The following is a 16420-nucleotide window of genomic DNA, read 5'->3' on the forward strand; positions in this document are numbered from 1 at the left end:
GTGGTTTCTCCGCGGGAATGAGAACTGGTGGACATCTCGATAGAAGTCAATGGCAGGCTGGAGCAGCTCAGCGTCGAACCGGGCGTGACGCTCCTCGACGCGCTACGCGAACGGCTCGGCATCACCGGGCCGAAGAAGGGGTGTGACCGCGGCCAGTGCGGCGCGTGCACGGTGCACGTCGACGGACGGCCTGTGCTGTCCTGCCTCACGCTCGCCGCCACCGTGCGCAAGCCGGTCACCACCGTCGAGGGACTTGCCGACGGCGACGAGCTGCACCCGGTCCAGCGTGCGTTCGTCGACAAGGACGCGATGCAGTGCGGGTTCTGCACGTCCGGCCAGATCATGTCAGCCGTCGCCGCGGTCGAGCAGGATGTCCCGGATGTCCGGGAGTTCATGTCCGGCAACATCTGCCGGTGCGCCGCGTACCCGAACATCGTCTCGGCGATCGAGCAGGCGAGGCGGACCGATGCGACCGTTTGAGCTCACCGCGCCTGACACCCTCGACGCGGCGCTTTCCACTCAAGGCACCTTCCTGGCGGGCGGCACCACGCTCGTCGACCTGATGAAGCTCAACGTCCTCACGCCCCAGCACGTGCTGGACATCAACGAGCTGCCCCTGCGCGGCATCGACACCAGCGACGGCCTGCGCTTCGGCGCGCTGGAGCGGATGAACGACATCGCGCATCACCCGGGCGTGTACCCGGTCATCTCCAGCGCTCTGCTGCAGAGCGCGTCGCAGCAGCTGCGCAACATGGCCAGCATCGGCGGCAACTTGTTGCAGCGCACGAGGTGCGGCTATTTCCGTGACGTTGCCATGCCGTGCAACAAGCGCAATCCCGGCAGCGGCTGCTCGGCCGTCGACGGCGACAACCGGATGCACGCCATCCTCGGCACGAGCGACGCCTGCGTGGCCACGCACGCCAGCGACGTGGCTGTCGCCCTGGTCGCCCTAGACGCGGAGATCACGCTGGTCAGCCAGGCCGGCGTGCGCACGGTCAAGATCGACGACTTCTACCGCGTCCCCGGCGGGACACCCGAGGTCGAGAACGACCTGCGTCCCGGCGAACTGATCACCGAGGTGTTCGTGCCGCAGCTGGACTGGGCGCGGCGCTCCACGTACGTGAAGGTCCGGGACCGCCAGTCGTACGAGTTCGCGCTGTGCTCGGCCGCGGTCGCCCTGGACATCCAGGACGGCCGGGTCGCGGACGCCCGTGTGGCCGCGGGCGGCGTCGGGACGAAGCCCTGGCGGCTGGCCGCGGTGGAGGACGCGCTGCACGGCAAGCCGGCCACCGTCGAGACGTTCGAGCAGGCCGCGTCGATCGCCGCGGAGGGCGCGAAGCCTTTGTCCGCGAACAAGTTCAAGCCGTCACTGCTCAAGCGGACCGTTGTTCGCGCGCTGATCGAGGGGAGTCGCGCATGACCAGCCGGATCGACGGCCCGCTCAAGGTCACCGGCCAGGCCAAGTACGGTGCCGACCACGTCTTCCCCGGCACGCTGCACGGGTTCGTCGTGCTCAGCACGACCGCCAACGGCGAGATCACGGCCATGGACGTGACCGCGGCCAAGAGCGCTCCCGGTGTCGTCGCGGTGTACACGCCCTTCGACTCGCTCAAGCTGGACAAGGCGATCAGCCAGACCTTCGGTGAGACGTGGGTCCCGTTGCAGAGCAGGGAAGTCGCGTACTACGGCCAGCCGGTCGGCGTCGTCGTCGCCGAGACGTACGAGCAGGCCAGGGACGCGGCGATGACCGTCGAGGTCACGTACGACAAGCGACCCCCGGCGACCTCGTTCACCGACGGGATGGCCACGGCCGAGACGCCGCCGTCCATGCGGGGCAACCTGCCGTCCGAGCTGACTGTGCTCGCCGACGGCGTCGAGTCCATTGAGGACGCGCTGGCGGCCAGCCCGGTCGTCGTGGACCACACGTACGCGACCGCGGTGCAGAACCACGTCGCCATGGAGCCGCACTCGGCGGTCGCCAGGTGGGACGCGGGCGAGGTGACCGTCTACAGCGGGAACCAGGCCGCGTTCCTGCAGGCGCAGGAGCTCTCGTCGGCGCTCGGCGTCGAGATCTCGAAGGTCCGCTGCATCAACCCGTTCGTCGGCGGCGCATTCGGCGGCAAGGGGCGCACGTCGGTCGCGGCGTTCCTCGCCGCGGCGGCGTCCAGGGCGCTCGACCGGCCGGTCAAGATCGTGCTGAGCAGGGAACAGGTCTTCACCGCGACCGCGTCGCGTCCCGCGACTGTGCAGCGGGTCGCGCTGGGGGCGAGCCAGGACGGCAACCTCATCGCGGTGCGGCACGACTCGTTCTCCAGCACCGACATGGCCCGGTCGTTCGTCGAGCCGACCTCGCACGGCACGTCACGGGAGTGGTACGCCACCGAGAACCTGGCCATCAGCCAGAAGATGGTGCCGTTGAACATCCCGCCGGGCACGTTCATGCGCGCGCCGGGTGAGGCGCCCGGTTCGTTCGCGCTGGAGAGCGCGATGGACGAGCTGGCGATCGAGCTGGGGATGGACCCGATCGAGCTGCGGCTGCGCAACAACTCGACCGCCCCGCCGGGCAAGGACCTGCTGTGGTCGAGCAAGCACCTCGACGAGTGCTACCGGACCGGTGCGGCCCGGTTCGGCTGGGCCAACCGGGCGCCCAACGGTCGCGAAGACGGTGACTGGCTGGTCGGCATGGGCATGGCCACCGCGATGTTCCCGGCGCTGCGGTTCCCCGCCAGCGTCCGGGTCACGTTCAAGGACGACGAGACCGCCGAGGTCGCCACCGGCGGCGCGGACCCGGGTACCGGTCTGCTGACCGTGCTCGCCCTGGTCGGCGCGGAGTCGCTGGACATCAAGCCGGAGGACGTGACCCCGCTGCTGGGTGACTCGGCGCTGCCGCCGGGTGGCCTGTCGGGTGGTTCCACGGCCACCGCGAGCGCCGGGTCGGCGGTCATGGTGGCCGCTGTGCAGGCGATCGACGAACTCGTGAAGCTGGCGTCGTCGGCCGGTGCGCCGTTCGAAGGCCTCGACGTGACCTACGAGGGTGGCCGCGTGCTCGCGGGCGGCCGGTCGATGTCGTTCGGCGAACTGCTGCGGGCCACCGGCCGGACCGAGCTCACCGCGGTCGGCTCGTCGGCGCCGGGCGAGGAGCTGAGCAAGCACTCGTTCAGCTCGTTCGGTGCCCAGTTCGTCGAGGTCCGCGTGCACAAGTGGACCCGCGAGGCCCGCGTGTCACGGATGCTCGGCGTGTTCGACGCAGGCCGGATCATCAACGAGACGACCGCCCGCAGCCAGATGGTGGGCGGCATGATCTGGGGCGTGTCGGCGGCCCTGCACGAGGGCATCGAGATCGAGCCGAACGGCCGGTTCGCCAACGCGGATCTGGCCAGCTACCTCGTACCGGTGAACGCCGACATCCCGGACGTCGGCGTGCACTTCGTGCAATACCCGGACACCTTGCACAACGACGTCGGGGCGAAGGGCATCGGCGAGATCGGCATGGTCGGCATGGCGGCGGCCGTCGCCAACGCCATCCACAACGCGACCGGCATCCGCGTGCGGCACCTCCCGATCAGGATCGAGGACCTGCTCGACTAGGGCACCTTGATGTGGCTGGCCTCCATCCCGATCATCGCCGCGGCGACGGCCGGGATGGAGGCAGCGACGAAAACGCGATGCCCCGCGCGAGGTAGCCGGGCCGGAACTCGGCGTTGAACCGGGACAGCGACTCGACCTGGCCGAGGACGGCCATCCGCCAGCCCGCGCGTTCGCAGGTGCGGACGAACTCGTTGATCGCGTCCGCGAACGAACCGGGCGAGCCGACCGGATCCCCACCTGCCACGCCGAACAACACCCGGTTCCCGAGCACCGCCTGACCGTCCTGACTGAACACATAGGCCTTTGTCACGCCGCAACATGAACAGCGCCGACGTGTCCGCGGCCGGATGCTCGACCAGGTTCCTGACCCGGTCACGTGTGGCCTCGTCGTGGACGGTGGCCGATCCCGCCGACCGGCTGGCGATGTCACTGGCCGCGGCACCCGACATCGTCGTCCTGCCGGACGGCGACCGGGCACGGGCGGAGATGGTGGTCGTGCTCTGCGGGGAGACCACCGACGAGCTGATGGCCGAGATGCGCCGCACGGCCGCCGAGGCCGTCGAACCGACCAGGCGGCTGGTGCTCGTCGCCGACAAACTCCACAGTAGACATCTGCCGCAGGCTTCCCGCTGCGGCGTGGTGAGCATGCTCCCGGTGCGCGAGGCCTCGCCCGCGATGGTCGCGCACGTGGTGTTCACCAGCTACCACGGCGGCGCGGTGCTGCCCCGGCGCGGTGACCAGGTGGCTCGTGGACGCGGCCCGCACCTACGAGCAGGACGTGCTGGTGCCCAACGGGTTGCAGGTCGGCGGGCTGACCCCGCGTGAGGTCGGGATCCTGCGGCTGCTGGCCGAAGGCATGGGCACCCCGGCCGTCGCCGAGGCGATGAAGTACTCCGAACGCACCATCAAGAAGGACATCAGCGCGACGCTGTCCCGCCTCCGTTCCTGGTGCGCCACGGGCGGCTTACACTCGCTGGACTGTCACCGGAGTTGACCGATTGAACCGCGAGTCCGATCAGATCCGGTCGACGGGCCCGGCCTATGCCAAGAGCGAGTACGTTCCCGAACTGGTCGAAGTGGCAGCGCCGGTGCACGTCGGCGGAACCGACCCGGTCGCGGCGATCGTCGTCGGTGGCGCGGTGAACCAGGTGGACCTGCGAGGGATCGGCGAAATCCTGCGCGACACCGTAAAAAACCTCGTGAGTGTTTCGGCCGGTTAGAACCGGCTGAAACACTCACGAGTCTTTTCAGTGCCGGGATTGCTGGTCTCGGTAGGTTTCCAGCAGCCGCAGCCAGATCTCGCTCACGGTCGGGTACGCCGGGACCGCGTGCCACAGCCGTGCGATCGGTACCTGGGCTGTCACCGCGATCGTTGCCGCGTGCAGCAGGTCGCTGACGTCCGGTCCGACGAATGTCACGCCCAGTACGACTGAACGCTCCTCGTCGACGACCATCCGGGCCTTGCCCGCGTAGCCGTCGGCGTACAGGCTCGCGCCCGCCACGTTGCCCAGTTCGTAGTCCACCACGCTGGTGGTGTAACCGGCTTTCCCGGCTGCTTCCGCGGTCAGGCCGACCGAGGCGACCTCGGGGTCGGTGAACGTCACCTGGGGCACGGCTTCGTGGTCGGCGGTTGCGACGTGCGTGCCCCACGCGTCGGTGGACACGGGTGCGCCTGATGCCTTCGCTGCGATGAGCTCGCCGACCGCGCGTGCCTGGTACTTGCCCTGGTGGGTGAGGAGTGCCCGGTGGTTGACGTCACCGATCGCGTACAGCCAGTCGAAGCCCTCCACCAGCAGGGTGTCGTCGGTCTTCAGCCAGCTGCCCGGCTTGAGACCGATCGCGTCCAGCCCGATGTCGCTGGTTCGCGGCGAGCGACCGGTTGCCGCGAGCACCTCGTCCGCCGTGATCACCGAACCGCCGCCGAGCTCGATCTCGACACCGGCGTCGGTGCGCCGCACGCGCTTGGTTTCCGTGTTGAGCAACACGGTCGTGCCCTGTTCGCGCAACGCCTCCGTGACCATTTCGCCCGCGAACGGCTCCATGCCTGCCAGCAGGCCGCCGCGGGAGATGAGCGTGACCCGTGTGCCGAAACTGGCGTACGCGGTCGCCATCTCGGTGGCGACGACACCGCCGCCGATGATCGCCAGGCTCTTGGGGATCTCCTTCGCGCTCGTGGCTTCCCGGCTGGTCCACGGGCGTGCGTCGCGCAGGCCCTCGATGTCCGGGATGAACGCGTCGGTGCCTGTGGCGACAGCGACCGCGTGCTTCGCCGTCAGCACGGTCTCGGTGCCGTCCGGCGCGGTCACGGTGACCTGCCTGGGGCCGCTGAACCTGCCGAAGCCCCGGACCAGGGTGATTCCCGCGCTGGCCACCCAGTCCGCCTGGCTGTCGTCGTTCCAGTCGTGGGTGAACGAGTTGCGGCGCCGCAGGACGGCGTTGACGTCGAGGCCGCCGGTGACGGCCTGCGCGGCGCCGTCCACCTGCTTGGCCGCTCGCAGCGCCTGGGCCGAGCGCAACAACGCCTTCGACGGCATGCACGCCCAGTACGAGCACTCGCCGCCGACGAGCTCGTGCTCGACCAGCGCCACGCTCAGTCCTCCGCGCACGGCGAGGTCGGCGGCGTTCTCGCCGACGGGCCCCGCGCCCAGCACGATGAGGTCGTACTCGACCTGCTCCATGTCCCGTCCTCCCAAATGATCGACCTCGCGCCCCCCACCCTTCCAGCTTCCCGCGGTTCCCGCTCCGGCAGCCTCCGTGCTGTACCTACTGGTATGTACACTTCATCGGGTGGACACCAGGGACCGGTTGATCGAAAGTGCCCGTGAGCTGCTGTGGGAACGCGGCTACGTGGGGACCAGCCCGAAAGCCATCCAGGCGCACTCGGGCGTCGGGCAGGGCAGTATGTACCACCACTTCACCGGCAAGCCCGACCTGGCCCTCGCCGCGATCAACCGCAGCGCCGAGGAGCTGCGGGAGCGGGCCGAGGTGGCCTTCGCCACGCCGGGCACGCCGTTCGAGCGGATCACGGCGTATTTCCGCCGCGAGCGCGAGGTGCTCAAAGGCTGCCCGATCGGCCGTCTCACCCAGGACCCGGACGTGATGGCGGACCCGGAGCTGCGCAAACCGGTGCAGGAGACGTTCACCTGGCTGACCGGGCGTCTCGCCGATCTCCTCGCCGAGGCGTTGGAGGACACAGTGGACGCGCACGCCACGGCCCCCGCACTGGTCGCGGTGCTGCAGGGCGGGTACGTCCTCGCCCGCGCCGCCGGATCGGCCGACGTGCACACCCGGGCTGTCGACGGCGCGCTCGGCCTGCTCGCCGGATACGTTGCCAAGGAAGGGAACTGACATGCCACTCGTGCGGATCGACGCCCTGCGTGCCGACCAGGACCGGCTCGACGCGCTCGGCCGGGCCGTGCACGACGCCCTCGTCGACGCGATCGGGATCCCGCCGGACGACAAGTTCCAGGTGCTCACCAGCCAGGGCATCCTGCGCTACGACAACTTCCCCGGCGTGCGACGGGACGACGACGTCGTGTTCGTGGGCATCACGCTGCGACGCGGGCGGACGACCGGGCAGAAACAGGCGCTCTACCGGCGCATCGCCGAACTCGCCGAGGAATACGCCGGGACCGAACCGCGCAACGTGGTCGTGACGCTCACCGAGAACGAATCGGCTGACTGGTCGTTCGGCGACGGGATCGCCCAGTACCTCTAGACCGCGGCCAACTTGTGCGGGTTGAGCAGCCACATCACCTGGTCGATGCCCTCATCCGAGGCTGTGACGGTCACCAGCCCGTAGCGCTCGCCGTTGACCGTCAGCAACGCGCCTTCCTGGCCGTTGACCCGTACCCACGCGATGTCGATGCCCGCCCAGAACCGGTCGGCGAACGCGCGGACGTACCTCGACACCCGATCGCGGCCGACCACGGGGATCTTGGACGCACGCGCCACGCCACCGCCGTCGGAGTAGCTCACGACGTCCGCGGCGAGCAGCTCCTCCAGGGTCGCCAGGTCGCCGGACTTCGCCGCGGCGACGAACGCCGTCAGCAGCCGCCGCTGGTCCTGCACGGTCGCGGGCGTGCGGCGCTCCGCAGCCAGGTGTTTGCGGGCGCGGCTGACGAGCTGCCGCGCGGCGGCCTCGCTGACCTGGACGATCTCGGCGATCTGCGCGTACGGGTAGTCGAACGCCGCGCGCAGCACGTACGCGGCCCGCTCGGTGGCCGGGAGCTTCTCCAGCAGCATCAGCACAGCGAACTCCAACGCCGCCTCGCGCTCCGCGCCCAGCTGCGGATCGGCCGAGGTGTCGACCGGCTCCGGCAGCCACTGCCCGACGTACGTCTCGTGCCGCACGCGGGCGGTCTGGGTCGCGTTGATCGCCAGCCGGGTGGTGACGGTGGCGAGGAACGCGGTGGGATTGTCCACTTTCGAGTGGTCGTAGGTCTGCCAGCGCAGCCAGACCTCCTGCAGGAGGTCGTCGGCGTCGATCGCGCTGCCCAGCATCCGGTAGGCGATGCCGAACAGGCGCGGCCTCGCCTCGGTGAACACCTCGACTGCGTGATCGACCGCCACCGGTTCCACACCCGCAACCATAGCGACCACAACGGCGGTTCCGGGGGATCAGCGGATCTGGTCCAATCGGCGGATGGCACGCCGACAGTGGTGGACGCCCGTCGTGGTCGGGCTGCTCGTCGCCGCCGAGGTGGCGCTCGGAGTCCTGCTGGTGGCCACCGGCGGCGACCGGGACACGACGCCGAACCCGTGGCGCACCGGCGACGGGTACCGCCAGCCGCCGCCGTGCTCGGCGCTCGACCGGGAGCTGGTGCACCGGCTGATCGGCCCCGGCAAGCCACTCGACGACCGGAGCACCTACGAGGACGACGACCCGGTGCGGTTGTGCCAGTTCGGTGGGCCGCGGGACGTCGACGTCATCGAACTCACCATGCGCAGCCGCCTGATCGGCCGGTTCGGCCCGTTGGAGATCCCGTCGCCCGGCCTGACGCCGCTGGACGTGTCGGACAACCTGACGAGCCAGGAGTTCAGGCGCTACTTCGACTGGGTGGTCGTGCGTTTCCGCGTCGACAACCTCGACGTGCTGCTCAACGTCAAGGCACGCCCGAGCCTTCCTCGTACCGACAAGGAACTGCCGACCCCGGAGAACGCACGCGTCCTGCGGGACAACACCATGGCACTCGCCCAGGACCTCGCCGGCAAACTGGCCGTGCGCAACCGGGTCAGGCCGACTGAGCCGACGACACCACCTCGTTGACCGGCTTCAGCTTCCTGCCGTGGGAGAACCGCATCACGCCGTCGTCGATGTTGCCGTAGCGGAGTTTGACCACGTCGTGGGCGTAGCTCATGCCGAGTTGCCACGGGGCACGGGATCCCGCCTTGGGGAACTCGTTGATCGCGCGGAGCACGTATCCGGCCTGGAAGTCCAGCAGCGGCTGTTCGGTCACGGACGGGTCGTCGTTGGCAGGCGCGCACTGCACGTAGCCGTGCTCGTCCATGTGCCGCAGGAGCCGGACCGTGTACTCGGAGACGAGGTCGGCCTTGAGGGTCCACGAGGCGTTCGTGTAGCCGATCGTGAACACGAAGTTCGGGATACCGGACAGCATCATGCCCTTGTACGCCATGGTTTCCGGCAGCTCGACCAGGCGGCCGTCCACCACGATCCGCATGCCGCCGAACGCCAGCAGCCGCAGGCCCGTCGCGGTGACCACGACGTCCGCGTCCAGCTTCGCGCCCGACTCCAGCTGGATGCCCGTCTCGGTGAACTCCTTGATGTGGTCGGTGACCACGGAGGCCGTGCCGTGCCTGATCGCGCGGAACAGGTCACCGTCGGGCACCAGGCAGAGCCGCTGGTCCCACGGCTGGTAGCGCGGCTTGAAGTGGGTGTCGATGTCGAAGTCCTTCGGCAGCTGCCGTGCCGTCATCTTGCGCAGCGCCGCCTTCACCAGCCGTGGGCGGCGACGGCTGAGCTGGTACATGGCCGTGTGCAGCACGACGTTCTTCCACCGGGTGATCGCGTAGGCGGTGCGGTTGCCGAGCACGCGTCGCAGCCCGTTGGCCAGTACGTCCTCGCCCGGCAGCGTCGCGATGTAGGTGGGGGAGCGCTGCAGCATCGTCACGTGGGCCGCGTCCTGGGCCATCGCGGGCACGAGCGTCACGGCCGTGGCGCCGCTGCCGATCACGACGACCTTCTTGCCCTTGTAGTCCAGGTCCTCCGGCCAGTGCTGCGGGTGCACCACGGTCCCGCCGAACTTCGCTATACCCGCGAAGTCGGGTGTGTGCCCGGCGTCGTAGTGGTAGTACCCCGAGCAGGAGTACAGGAACGACGCCGTCAGCTCCACCGCCTCGCCGTCGTGCTCGGCCCGCACCGTCCACTTCGAGTCCTTCGTGGACCACGATGCTTCCACGACCTTGTGCCCGTACCGGATGTGCCGGTCGATGCCAGCGTCAGCCGCCGTCTGCCTGATGTAGGACAGGATCGACGGGCCGTCCGCGATCGACTTCGCCTGCGTCCACGGCCGGAACCGGTAGCCGAGGGTGTGCATGTCGGAGTCCGACCGCACCCCCGGGTACCGGAACAGGTCCCACGTGCCGCCGATCGCGTCGCGGGCCTCGAGGATCGCGTACGTCCGGTCCGGGAAGGCCGAGTGGACCTGGTGTGCCGCACCGATGCCGGACAGGCCGGCGCCGATGATCAACACGTCGACGTGCTCGGTCATGGGGTTCCCTTCTGCCGGGACCGGAGCCCGGACTGCAGCCACAGCATCACGGAGTAGTAGTGCGTCGGGGCGATCCGGGCGAGCGCGTCGAACACGTACGCGTCCGGCCCGATCAGGATGCGGGCCTTGCCGCGTTCCACGCCGTGCTGGATGACCTGCGCCGCCTTGTCCGGCGAGGTCATCGCGATGGCGTCGAACTGGTCGGCCATCTGGTCCTTGGTGCGGCCACGGCCCTCCGGGTCCTTGCGGTACCGGCCGTTGCGGACGATGTTGGTCTGGATCCCGCCGGGGTGCACGGTGACCGCGCGCACGCCCGTGCCGCGCAGTTCCTGGCGCAGCGAGTCGGTGAACCCGCGCACGGCGAACTTCGCGGCGCAGTACGCGCTCTGGTTGGGGATGCCGACCAGGCCGAACACGCTGGACGTGTTGACGATGACGCCGGAGTTCTGCGCGACGAGGATCGGCAGGAACGCCCGCGTGCCGTTGACGACGCCGTGGAAGTTGATGTCGTGCAGCCAGGCGTCGTCCTCCACGACCGTGTCGAGCACGCTCGTGGACACGTTCACCCCGGCGTTGTTGAACACCGCGGCCAACGGGCCGGGCAGCCACTCGCGCACCTCGTCGGCGAACCGCAGCTGGTCCGCCGCGTCGCTGACGTCGAGGACACGGGTGAGTACCTGGCCCGACAGCGACGCCGCGGTCTTCTCCAGCTCGGTCTCGTTGACGTCCGCGATCGCGACGGGCGAGCCGAGCCGCGACAGCCGCTGCGCGAGGGCGCGGCCGATCCCCGACGCGGCGCCGGTGATCATCACGGGACGTCCGGACAGCTCAGGGAGCTGAGGCATCGGTCCTCCTTGCCGTGTGCCTGGCGACGAGGTCGATCAGCACCGGCCGCGCTCCCGCCGGGAAGTCGTGGGCGAAGCCACGGATGGTCTCCAGGCGGGCGCCGGTGATCGCCCTGGCGGTGGCCGCGCCGCCGGTCGGGTTGACCATCCGGTCACGGTCGCCGTGGATCACCAGCGTAGGGGCAACGACCGAACGCAGCTGCCTTGTGCGGTTGCCGGACTTGACGATCGCGGCCAGCTGCCGGACGGTTCCGCTGGTCGACGGGTCGCGGTCCCACGCGATCCCGGCCTCGTCGCGGACGTACGCCTCGTCGAACGGGAAACCATGCGCCCCGATGTGCCGGAAGATCCGCACTGCCCGGTCTACCGCTTGCTGACGTGTCCGTGGCGGCCGTGCGCCCATCAGCAGCCACGTCGACAACGCGGGCCTGCCGACGCTGCGGGCACCGGTCGTGGACATGATCGACACCAGGGTGCGTACGCGTTGCGGGTTCAGCGCCGCGACCGTTTGCGCGATCATGCCGCCCATCGAGGCCCCGACCAGGTGAGCGGAGTCGTAGCCGAGGGCGTCGAGCAGGCCGACCGTGTCGCCGGCCATGTCGGTGAGGTCGTACTGCCGTGGATCGAACTTGCCCCGGAACATCGACAGCGGGTGCGGTGGCCGGAAACGGATGTGCGTCGACTCGCCGACATCGCGGTTGTCGAACCTGGTCACCCGGTAGCCGCGGGCCGCGAGGTCCTCGCAGAACGGTGTCGGCCACGTGTGCAGCTGCTGGCCGAGGCCCGCGATGAGGACCAACGGCTCCGCGCCGTCGTCACCGAACTGCTCGTACGCCAGGCAGATGCCCCGGCCGGCGTCGGCGATCTCGGTCACCGGGTTCATGACTGGGCTCCTGCGGTGGTCACGGGGGAGGACGGTGCCGACGAACGGACCCGGCGCCGCACGACAGCGACGCCACCGCGCCGCGGTGCGTTGGCGACGCCGCGGTTGTGCCAGCGCTCGTCCGGCTCCGAGGTGGCGAGCAAGGTGAAGTCGCGCAGCATCGTGCGCAGGACGGCGTTCATCTCCATGTTCGCGAACGTCGCGCCGATGCACCGCCGGGTGCCGCCGCCGAACGGGATCCACGCGTAGAAGTCGGGTCTGGTGTCCAGGAAGCGGGACGGCTGGAAAGCGTGCGGGTTCGGGAACACAGCCGGGTCGTTGTGGAGCAGGGTGATGCTGACGAGCACCCGGTTGTTGCGGCGCAGTGTCCACGGGCCCAGTTCCATGCTGTCGGCCCGGACCTGGCGGCCGATCATCTCCACGACCGGCCGGATGCGCTGGACCTCCAGGATCACGGCCTCCCGCAGCGCCTTCCCGCCCGCGTCGACCTCGTCGACCAGGTCGTGCAGGATCCCGGGGTGGCGGCGCAGGCGCTCGACGGCCCACGCGAGCGTGGTCGCCGTGGTCTCGTGCCCGGCCGTGAGCAGCGCCAGCAACTGGTCGTTGATGTCGCTGTGGCGCATCGGCGAGCCGTCCTCGTAGCGGCTCTGCAGCAACATCGCCAGCACGTCGTCGCGCTGGTCGAGGTCGTCGGCCTTGGCGATCAGCCGCGCCATGACGTCGTCGTACCGGTGGCGCATCCGCCGGAACTTCTTCCATGGGCTCCACCACGGGTCCTGCGGGATGGGCAGCGTGGCCAGCCGGGAGCCGAGTTCGACGAACGGCGGCAACAGCTCACGCAGCTCGTCGAACTCCGCGCCCTCGGCGCCGAACACCGCGCGGAGGATGGCGTTGAGCGTGATCCGCATCATCGACGGCTGCACGGGGAACGGCTTGTCCTCCGGCCATGAGGCCAGTTCCCGCGCGGTCTCGTCTTCGATGATCTGCTCGTAGGCGGCCAGGCGGCGGCCGTGGAACGGCGGTACGAGCAACTTGCGCTGCTTCTGGTGGTTCTCGCCGTGCAACGCGAACAGCGAACCGGGGCCCAGCACCCTGCCGAGGTTGGGCTCGATGTTCTCCAGCACATCCGTGCTGGTCAGGAAGATCTGCTTGACCTGCGCGGGGTCGCTGACCACCACGGCGCGGCCGAAGATCGGGAGTTTGACGGTGAACGCGTCGCCGTAGCGCCTGCGCAGGCGTTTCATGCCGCGCTGCGGCATGACCAGCGTGTAGGCACCCTGCACGAGGCTCGGCGTCCTCGGGCCCGGAGGAAGCATCACCGTTGTCCTTCCCGCAGCGGTACGTGACCGTACCATCCCGACGGTACGCTGACGTACCATCTGGTCGCAAGGGGGAACCGGCAGGAGGCGTATACCGTGACTCTGGTGACGACAGTCGAGGACACCTTCCGCAGGCGCCTGCTCGACGGGATGGCCGCGTCGATCGAGCAGAACGGTTACCACAACACGACGATCGCCGACATCGTGCGTCACGCCCGTACCTCGCGACGGACGTTCTACGAGCACTTCCCGAGCCGCGAGGAGTGTTTCGCCGCGCTGTTCGTCGAGGCGAACGCCGAGATGATCCGCCGGATCACCGCCGCGGTCGACCCGAAGGCGCCGTGGCAGGAGCAGATCCGCACGGCCGTCGAGGCGTGGGTGGCGTGCGCGGAGTCCGCGCCGACGATCACCCTCAGCTGGATCCGCGACCTGCCGTCGCTCGGTGCGGCCACCCGGCCGTTGCTGCGCAACATGATGGAAGCGTTCATCGAGATGGTGCTGACGTTGTGCGACACCGAGGAACTACGAGCGGCGGGGATCCGGCCGGTGACGCGCGAGGAAGCGATCATCCTGCTCGGCGGACTGCGCGAGCTGTTCGCGAGCACGCTCGAGGACGGCGGCAAACCCACCGACATCAGGGAGGTCGCGGCCCGCTCCGCGATCGCCTTGCTCGGTCAGCAAATCAGCTAGCGGCCCGTCTCGAAACGTCGCGGAAAGGCGCTGGTACAACCCGGTACAAGCCCCTCGCCGCGGCACGCCCGGCGGAAACCTGGAACCGCCGGGCAAGGCGGCAACGTTGCGGGACGAGCCACTGGAACCGTGTCGCTGGCACGTCCTATCTGGACGCGACGGTAGTGTGCGAGGGGTGACTGGTGAAGACGGGTACTTCGGCGAGCGCGTGGCGCGGAGGTACGACGAGTCGTCGGCGGACATGTTCCTGCCTGGCATCGTGGACACCGCGGTCGACGTACTCGCTGAGCTGACAGGCACCGGAACCGCGCTGGAACTGGGGATCGGCACCGGCAGAATCGCGTTGCCGTTGTCGCAGCGCGGGGTGAAGGTGCGGGGTATCGACCTGTCGCGGGCGATGGTGGCGAGACTGCACGCCAAGCCCGGTGGTTCGGCGATCGACGTGACCATCGGCGACTTCTCCACCGCGCAGGTGCCCGACACGTTCTCCCTCGTGTACAGCGTGTTCAACACGATCACGTACCTGACCTCGCAGGAGGCGCAGGTGGCGTGCTTCCGCAACGTCGCGGCGCACCTGCAGCCGGGTGGCCGGTTCGTGGTCGAGGTCGAGGTGCCCGAGGTGCGCAAGCTGCCGCCCGGCCACAAGATCGTGCCGCTGTACTCCAGCGGGACCCAGTGGGCGTTCGACGTCTACGACATGTCGACCCAGTCGATGACGTCGAACTACATCGAGATCGAGAACGGCCGCGGCGAGAACCACTCGATCCCGTTCCGGTACGTGTGGCCCTCGGAGCTCGACCTGATGGCCCAGATGGCCGGGCTGCGGCTGTACAACCGCTGGGGCGGCTGGACCAGGCACCCGTTCACCCATGAGAGTGCCAAGCACGTCTCGGTGTGGGAGAAGCCCGGCTACTAGCCCCGGCTCAGTCCCGGCCGCCGAATGCCCAGTTGTGCACTTCGATGTCGGCGTACCGGTCGTCGGTCAGGACGGCGCGTGCCTCGTCGGCGCCGGACGCCCGCAACAGCACCGCCGTCCCCAACCAGGTGACGCCGTCGTCGGCCAGCAGCGGTCCGTAGCCGATCAGCTCGTCCCGCTCGGCCGGTGGGGTGAGGTCGGCGGCTTCGCCCGCGCCGAGGCCGATCACCAGGTACCGGTCGCCGCCCTCACGGCCGCCGTGGAAGTCCCACATCGTGCGCCCCAGCACGTTGCGCCAGCGGCGGATCATCACGTCCCGGTACGCGCCGGCCTGGTAGCAGGGCTCGTCGAACGCGAACGCCCTCGCCGCGGTCGCGTCGGGCAGGTCGAGGATGTGCACGCTGCCGGTCCGGGTGTCGTCGTCGAGGAAGGTCGGCCCGCGGGCGATCATCTCCTCGGCATACCCGTCCATGTAAGACCAGTGCGCCTCCAACAGCTCCTCACGCAGCGCCAGCGAGTCGCGCCGGTCGCGGTGGTAACAGAAGAACTCCATGGCGTGGATCTTGCCCGACTCACGCGGTGTGCCGCGCGGGAACTGCCGCAACCGTGTCCTGCACCCAGGTCACGGGCGTGCTCCGGCAACGCAGCGCGTCGACGAACTGGCACACTGCGGCGACCACGGCGTGCTGGTGACGCGGCGACGGCGTTGCCTTCGCCATGCCCAACGCGAGAGTTGTGATGTCGAGCCAGTCGAAACCCGGTGTGATGACGTGCGCGCGCAGACGAGGGTTGGCCGCCAGCAGCGCACGGACCTCCGGCGCCTGGTAGGCGTCCGCGTCCGGGCTGATCAGGTGGATCGCCGAACCGTGCTGGGCGAGGACACGCGCGACGAACGTCGCCGCCGCGTCGTCGCGCACGACCGGTAACCGTCTACTTGGGATGGTTGGTTCGCCGGTGGTGCGCACGGCCAGCAGGCGGTGCTCACCGGTGTGGATGCCGACGACCTCGGCGATCCGCGCCGGCATCGGCGGGGTGAGCGGCAACTGGAACTCGCCCGGCTCGTCCGACCGGTACTCCCAGCGGCGCCACACACGCGCGACGCTTCCGTTCGACGCGCCGACTTCGCCTGCCAGTGAACGGGTCGACCAGCGGCGCCAGGCCTGGCCGTTCGGTGACGTGATCAGCGTTCGCAGCATCAGTTCCACGTCGTGGATCACGCGGGGACGGCCCTGCCTCGGCCGGTCGCGCAACCCGTCGACGCCTTCGTCGCGGTAACGGTTGCACCAGGCCGCCACGGTCGAGCGGGTGGTCCGCAAGCGGCGCGCGATCTCGGTGAGCGGCATGCCGTCGGCGGCCATCAGCACCATCGCCGCCCGGTTCGCGCGCGGACCGGACTGGGTGGACCACTCGCGCAACTGCTCGGTGTCGTCATCCCGGATGTCCATGAG

Annotated in this window: 20 protein-coding genes; 11 read left to right on the forward strand and 9 right to left on the reverse strand. The window is 69.5% G+C overall.

The genetic code is table 11. The annotated features are described in order from the left end of the window. Window positions 1-27: 27 nt before the first annotated feature. Genes AOZ06_RS21515 through AOZ06_RS21525 form a run of 3 tightly spaced genes read left to right on the forward strand, consistent with a single transcriptional unit; the run spans window position 28 to window position 3588 of the window. Entirely contained in the window at window positions 28-480 is a 453-nt protein-coding gene (locus AOZ06_RS21515; protein ID WP_054291049.1) for a (2Fe-2S)-binding protein, read from the forward strand. Beyond that, complete coding sequence (locus AOZ06_RS21520; protein WP_054291050.1) at window positions 467-1420, forward strand: FAD binding domain-containing protein; 954 nt, start codon at window positions 467-469, stop codon at window positions 1418-1420. Before AOZ06_RS21515 ends, AOZ06_RS21520 begins: the two co-directional genes overlap by 14 nt. Then, complete coding sequence (locus AOZ06_RS21525; RefSeq protein WP_054291051.1) at window positions 1417-3588, forward strand: xanthine dehydrogenase family protein molybdopterin-binding subunit; 2172 nt, start codon at window positions 1417-1419, stop codon at window positions 3586-3588. Before AOZ06_RS21520 ends, AOZ06_RS21525 begins: the two co-directional genes overlap by 4 nt. 31 nt (window positions 3589-3619) lie before the next feature. On the opposite strand, the gene AOZ06_RS21530 is transcribed toward AOZ06_RS21525, so the two are convergent. Then, window positions 3620-3898, reverse strand: a complete 279-nt coding sequence (locus tag AOZ06_RS21530) for a phosphatidylglycerol lysyltransferase domain-containing protein (protein WP_157233148.1) — start codon at window positions 3896-3898, stop codon at window positions 3620-3622. Window positions 3899-3906: 8 nt separating this feature from the next. On the opposite strand from AOZ06_RS21530, the gene AOZ06_RS21535 reads away from it, so the two are divergent. Genes AOZ06_RS21535 through AOZ06_RS21545 form a run of 3 tightly spaced genes read left to right on the forward strand, consistent with a single transcriptional unit; the run spans window position 3907 to window position 4808 of the window. Then, window positions 3907-4413 (forward strand): hypothetical protein, encoded by a 507-nt coding sequence (locus AOZ06_RS21535; RefSeq protein ID WP_054291053.1) that lies wholly within the window; start codon window positions 3907-3909, stop codon window positions 4411-4413. Next, the gene (locus AOZ06_RS21540; RefSeq protein WP_169798957.1) at window positions 4373-4582 is read left to right on the forward strand and encodes a LuxR C-terminal-related transcriptional regulator; all 210 of its coding nucleotides are present in this window, start codon (window positions 4373-4375) and stop codon (window positions 4580-4582) included. Before AOZ06_RS21535 ends, AOZ06_RS21540 begins: the two co-directional genes overlap by 41 nt. A gap of 4 nt (window positions 4583-4586) precedes the next feature. Continuing rightward, a complete protein-coding gene (locus AOZ06_RS21545; RefSeq protein WP_054291055.1) occupies window positions 4587-4808 on the forward strand; it encodes an IclR family transcriptional regulator domain-containing protein in 222 nt (73 codons plus the stop codon). Between the two features lie 27 nt (window positions 4809-4835). On the opposite strand, the gene AOZ06_RS21550 is transcribed toward AOZ06_RS21545, so the two are convergent. Beyond that, window positions 4836-6266 carry a dihydrolipoyl dehydrogenase family protein gene (locus AOZ06_RS21550; protein WP_054291056.1) on the reverse strand — a complete coding sequence of 477 codons (1431 nt, stop codon included), beginning with the start codon at window positions 6264-6266 and terminating at the stop codon, window positions 4836-4838. Window positions 6267-6375: 109 nt separating this feature from the next. On the opposite strand from AOZ06_RS21550, the gene AOZ06_RS21555 reads away from it, so the two are divergent. Beyond that, window positions 6376-6936: a TetR/AcrR family transcriptional regulator gene (locus AOZ06_RS21555; protein ID WP_054291057.1), complete on the forward strand. Its 561-nt coding sequence runs from the start codon at window positions 6376-6378 to the stop codon at window positions 6934-6936. A 1-nt stretch (window position 6937) separates the two neighbouring features. Beyond that, window positions 6938-7306: a tautomerase family protein gene (locus tag AOZ06_RS21560; protein WP_054291058.1), complete on the forward strand. Its 369-nt coding sequence runs from the start codon at window positions 6938-6940 to the stop codon at window positions 7304-7306. Here AOZ06_RS21560 and AOZ06_RS21565 read toward each other — a convergent pair. Beyond that, window positions 7303-8169, reverse strand: coding sequence for an RNA polymerase sigma-70 factor (locus tag AOZ06_RS21565; protein ID WP_236952331.1), 867 nt, complete (start codon window positions 8167-8169; stop codon window positions 7303-7305). The genes AOZ06_RS21560 and AOZ06_RS21565 overlap by 4 nt on opposite strands. A gap of 64 nt (window positions 8170-8233) precedes the next feature. Here AOZ06_RS21565 and AOZ06_RS21570 point away from each other — a divergent pair, with 64 nt between their 5' ends. Continuing rightward, window positions 8234-8857 carry a hypothetical protein gene (locus AOZ06_RS21570; RefSeq protein WP_157233150.1) on the forward strand — a complete coding sequence of 208 codons (624 nt, stop codon included), beginning with the start codon at window positions 8234-8236 and terminating at the stop codon, window positions 8855-8857. Here the strand turns inward: AOZ06_RS21570 and AOZ06_RS21575 are convergent. From AOZ06_RS21575 to AOZ06_RS21590, 4 genes are read right to left on the reverse strand one after another with little or no spacing between them, the layout of a single operon-like run. Continuing rightward, window positions 8823-10319 carry a flavin-containing monooxygenase gene (locus AOZ06_RS21575; RefSeq protein WP_054291061.1) on the reverse strand — a complete coding sequence of 499 codons (1497 nt, stop codon included), beginning with the start codon at window positions 10317-10319 and terminating at the stop codon, window positions 8823-8825. The genes AOZ06_RS21570 and AOZ06_RS21575 overlap by 35 nt on opposite strands. Continuing rightward, window positions 10316-11164 carry an SDR family NAD(P)-dependent oxidoreductase gene (locus tag AOZ06_RS21580; protein WP_054291062.1) on the reverse strand — a complete coding sequence of 283 codons (849 nt, stop codon included), beginning with the start codon at window positions 11162-11164 and terminating at the stop codon, window positions 10316-10318. The genes AOZ06_RS21575 and AOZ06_RS21580 overlap by 4 nt, the downstream gene beginning before the upstream one ends. Continuing rightward, window positions 11148-12047: an alpha/beta fold hydrolase gene (locus AOZ06_RS21585; protein ID WP_054291063.1), complete on the reverse strand. Its 900-nt coding sequence runs from the start codon at window positions 12045-12047 to the stop codon at window positions 11148-11150. The genes AOZ06_RS21580 and AOZ06_RS21585 overlap by 17 nt, the downstream gene beginning before the upstream one ends. After that, window positions 12044-13363 (reverse strand): cytochrome P450, encoded by a 1320-nt coding sequence (locus AOZ06_RS21590; protein WP_225954759.1) that lies wholly within the window; start codon window positions 13361-13363, stop codon window positions 12044-12046. The genes AOZ06_RS21585 and AOZ06_RS21590 overlap by 4 nt, the downstream gene beginning before the upstream one ends. Before the next feature lie 153 nt (window positions 13364-13516). On the opposite strand from AOZ06_RS21590, the gene AOZ06_RS21595 reads away from it, so the two are divergent. Beyond that, the gene (locus AOZ06_RS21595) at window positions 13517-14056 is read left to right on the forward strand and encodes a TetR/AcrR family transcriptional regulator (RefSeq protein WP_157233810.1); all 540 of its coding nucleotides are present in this window, start codon (window positions 13517-13519) and stop codon (window positions 14054-14056) included. 175 nt (window positions 14057-14231) lie between these two features. Next, the gene (locus AOZ06_RS21600; RefSeq protein ID WP_054291066.1) at window positions 14232-14972 is read left to right on the forward strand and encodes a class I SAM-dependent DNA methyltransferase; all 741 of its coding nucleotides are present in this window, start codon (window positions 14232-14234) and stop codon (window positions 14970-14972) included. Between the two features lie 7 nt (window positions 14973-14979). Here AOZ06_RS21600 and AOZ06_RS21605 read toward each other — a convergent pair whose 3' ends face one another. Both AOZ06_RS21605 and AOZ06_RS21610 read right to left on the reverse strand, forming a co-directional pair. Next, on the reverse strand, window positions 14980-15525 hold the full coding sequence (locus AOZ06_RS21605) for a YciI family protein (RefSeq protein WP_054296806.1): 546 nt from the start codon (window positions 15523-15525) through the stop codon (window positions 14980-14982). A gap of 19 nt (window positions 15526-15544) precedes the next feature. Beyond that, window positions 15545-16417, reverse strand: coding sequence for a helix-turn-helix domain-containing protein (locus AOZ06_RS21610; RefSeq protein ID WP_054291067.1), 873 nt, complete (start codon window positions 16415-16417; stop codon window positions 15545-15547). Window positions 16418-16420 lie beyond the last annotated feature (3 nt).

The organism is Kibdelosporangium phytohabitans, assembly GCF_001302585.1.
Taxonomy (GTDB): domain Bacteria; phylum Actinomycetota; class Actinomycetes; order Mycobacteriales; family Pseudonocardiaceae; genus Kibdelosporangium; species Kibdelosporangium phytohabitans.

What these genes read in the sequence shown, in the direction of transcription:
- AOZ06_RS21585 (WP_054291063.1), bottom strand. Translation starts at nt 12,047, where the DNA reads ATGAACCCGGTGACCGAGATCGCCGACGCCGGCCGGGGCATCTGCCTG.
- AOZ06_RS21590 (WP_225954759.1), bottom strand. Translation starts at nt 13,363, where the DNA reads ATGCTTCCTCCGGGCCCGAGGACGCCGAGCCTCGTGCAGGGTGCCTAC.
- AOZ06_RS21595 (WP_157233810.1), top strand. Translation starts at nt 13,517, where the DNA reads ATGGCCGCGTCGATCGAGCAGAACGGTTACCACAACACGACGATCGCC.
- AOZ06_RS21605 (WP_054296806.1), bottom strand. Translation starts at nt 15,525, where the DNA reads ATGGAGTTCTTCTGTTACCACCGCGACCGGCGCGACTCGCTGGCGCTG.
- AOZ06_RS21580 (WP_054291062.1), bottom strand. Translation starts at nt 11,164, where the DNA reads ATGCCTCAGCTCCCTGAGCTGTCCGGACGTCCCGTGATGATCACCGGC.
- AOZ06_RS21575 (WP_054291061.1), bottom strand. Translation starts at nt 10,319, where the DNA reads ATGACCGAGCACGTCGACGTGTTGATCATCGGCGCCGGCCTGTCCGGC.
- AOZ06_RS21560 (WP_054291058.1), top strand. Translation starts at nt 6,938, where the DNA reads ATGCCACTCGTGCGGATCGACGCCCTGCGTGCCGACCAGGACCGGCTC.
- AOZ06_RS21535 (WP_054291053.1), top strand. Translation starts at nt 3,907, where the DNA reads ATGAACAGCGCCGACGTGTCCGCGGCCGGATGCTCGACCAGGTTCCTG.
- AOZ06_RS21520 (WP_054291050.1), top strand. Translation starts at nt 467, where the DNA reads ATGCGACCGTTTGAGCTCACCGCGCCTGACACCCTCGACGCGGCGCTT.
- AOZ06_RS21570 (WP_157233150.1), top strand. Translation starts at nt 8,234, where the DNA reads ATGGCACGCCGACAGTGGTGGACGCCCGTCGTGGTCGGGCTGCTCGTC.
- AOZ06_RS21550 (WP_054291056.1), bottom strand. Translation starts at nt 6,266, where the DNA reads ATGGAGCAGGTCGAGTACGACCTCATCGTGCTGGGCGCGGGGCCCGTC.
- AOZ06_RS21525 (WP_054291051.1), top strand. Translation starts at nt 1,417, where the DNA reads ATGACCAGCCGGATCGACGGCCCGCTCAAGGTCACCGGCCAGGCCAAG.
- AOZ06_RS21610 (WP_054291067.1), bottom strand. Translation starts at nt 16,417, where the DNA reads ATGGACATCCGGGATGACGACACCGAGCAGTTGCGCGAGTGGTCCACC.